Source organism: Lacrimispora amygdalina (assembly GCF_900205965.1).
GTDB lineage: Bacteria > Bacillota > Clostridia > Lachnospirales > Lachnospiraceae > Lacrimispora > Lacrimispora amygdalina_A.
Map to the genome: position 1 here is coordinate 1 of NZ_OAOF01000072.1, position 1,572 is coordinate 1,572.

3 protein-coding genes are annotated in these 1,572 nt (G+C 42.7%); all 3 read left to right on the forward strand.

The genetic code is table 11. The annotated features are described in order from the left end of the window. Positions 1–627 (forward strand): hypothetical protein (locus tag CRO04_RS26500; RefSeq protein WP_166432683.1); only part of this gene is annotated, 627 nt, incomplete at its 5' end. 4 nt (positions 628–631) lie between these two features. Further along, positions 632–868, forward strand: a complete 237-nt coding sequence (locus tag CRO04_RS25710; protein WP_097007064.1) for a hypothetical protein — start codon at positions 632–634, stop codon at positions 866–868. 77 nt (positions 869–945) lie between these two features. Continuing rightward, a partial coding sequence (locus CRO04_RS25715; protein WP_097007065.1) for a zonular occludens toxin domain-containing protein occupies positions 946–1,572 on the forward strand: 627 nt, incomplete at its 3' end.

Below are 1,572 nucleotides of genomic sequence, written 5' to 3' on the forward strand. Positions count from 1 at the left end.
ACAATTCCGAAAGATTCTTATGTTGCAGAACAGCTTGTATCTGATGTGCAATCATCAATCACAGCCGCTGATCGGGCTCAGGTCCTGGCACCAACCATTAATGTTACATACGGGGAAAAAGCGGATGAAGGAGAAAATACGGACACTTACCCTTGGATACCGGACATCACTAGGCCGCTGGGTGTAATAACGGATGTAGTCAAAGCAATATCCAGAGGGTTAACGGATATCAAAGATCGGATCATTGATATCCCAGGTTCTATTTCGGATGTTCTGGCTGGAATTAAGGCACTTCCTGCTTCTATTACAGAGTCCCTTGCGAAATCCCTTGCCGGGGAAGAGGATGCAAAAGCGAATAACTGGCAGATACAGTCAGATATAACCAAAAAGTTTCCCTTTTGTATTCCTTTTGATTTATTTGCCTGTATTAGTGTATTTCAGGACACTTCTACCGAACCCCGGTGGGAGCTGCCATTTACAATAGAAAGCCTGAATATTCATGAAACCATTGTAATTGACTTATCTACTGATGATTGGAAACCTATGGTCATGCTGGTTCGAATAACAACGTTACTTGGTTACTGTATCTGTCTGATCGTCATTACAAGAAATCTAGTAAAGGGGTGATTTTATGTTAGAACAAATCCGCTACATCCTAATAAAGCTCGCCAATGCCTGCGTGGTATTTCTTCCTAACAGTCCGTTTCAATCATTTTTAAGTCAGATTGATAAAATACCCTTCTTAGGGTATCTGAATTATTTTGTTCCTGTGGCGCAGATTATCGCTGTCACCCAGCTTTGGGTTACGGCGGTTGGTCTGTTTTACCTGGTGCAGCTTGCCCTCCGTTGGGTAAAAATGATTGAATGATGTATCTCAAATAAATCACCGGCTGGCCCCGATCGGGTTCGGCCTGGTAGAAAATTGAGATACAAGGAGGGATTTTTATGATTTATTTTTATTCTGGTACTCCCGGCTCCGGGAAGTCCTACCATGTTGCAAAGGACATTTACTTCCAACTTAATCACGGAAAGAATGTGATAGCGAATTTTGATATCAATTATGATCTAATAACTGCAAAGAAGAAAGGCTTCTTTTTTTACAAGGATAATTTTGATTTAAAGGTTGACTGGCTACTGGACTTTTCCCGTTTGTGTCATCGCCGGGATAAGAGGGGAAAGATCATTGAAGGTCAGACCTGGCTTGTCATTGATGAGTGCCAGCTTATTTTCAACTGCCGTTCCTGGAATGACAGGAGCCGCCAGCAATGGGCCAACTTTTTCACTCAACACCGGAAATATGGATACAACATTATACTGGTCAGCCAGTTTGACCGCCTGATTGACCGTCAAATCCGCAGCCTGATCGAATACGAATACCGTCACCGTAAGATTAACAATTTTGGTACGGTAGGATTTTTCCTGGGGCTCCTTTCTCTTGGTCATCCCCTTTTTGTTTCTGTTGAATATTGGTACGGGGTCAAGGAAAAATGCGGTACTTCATTTTTTTACGGACGCAAGAAGTACTATCGCATGTACGATTCGTACAAATTGTTTGACGAGGGCACCCAGGGC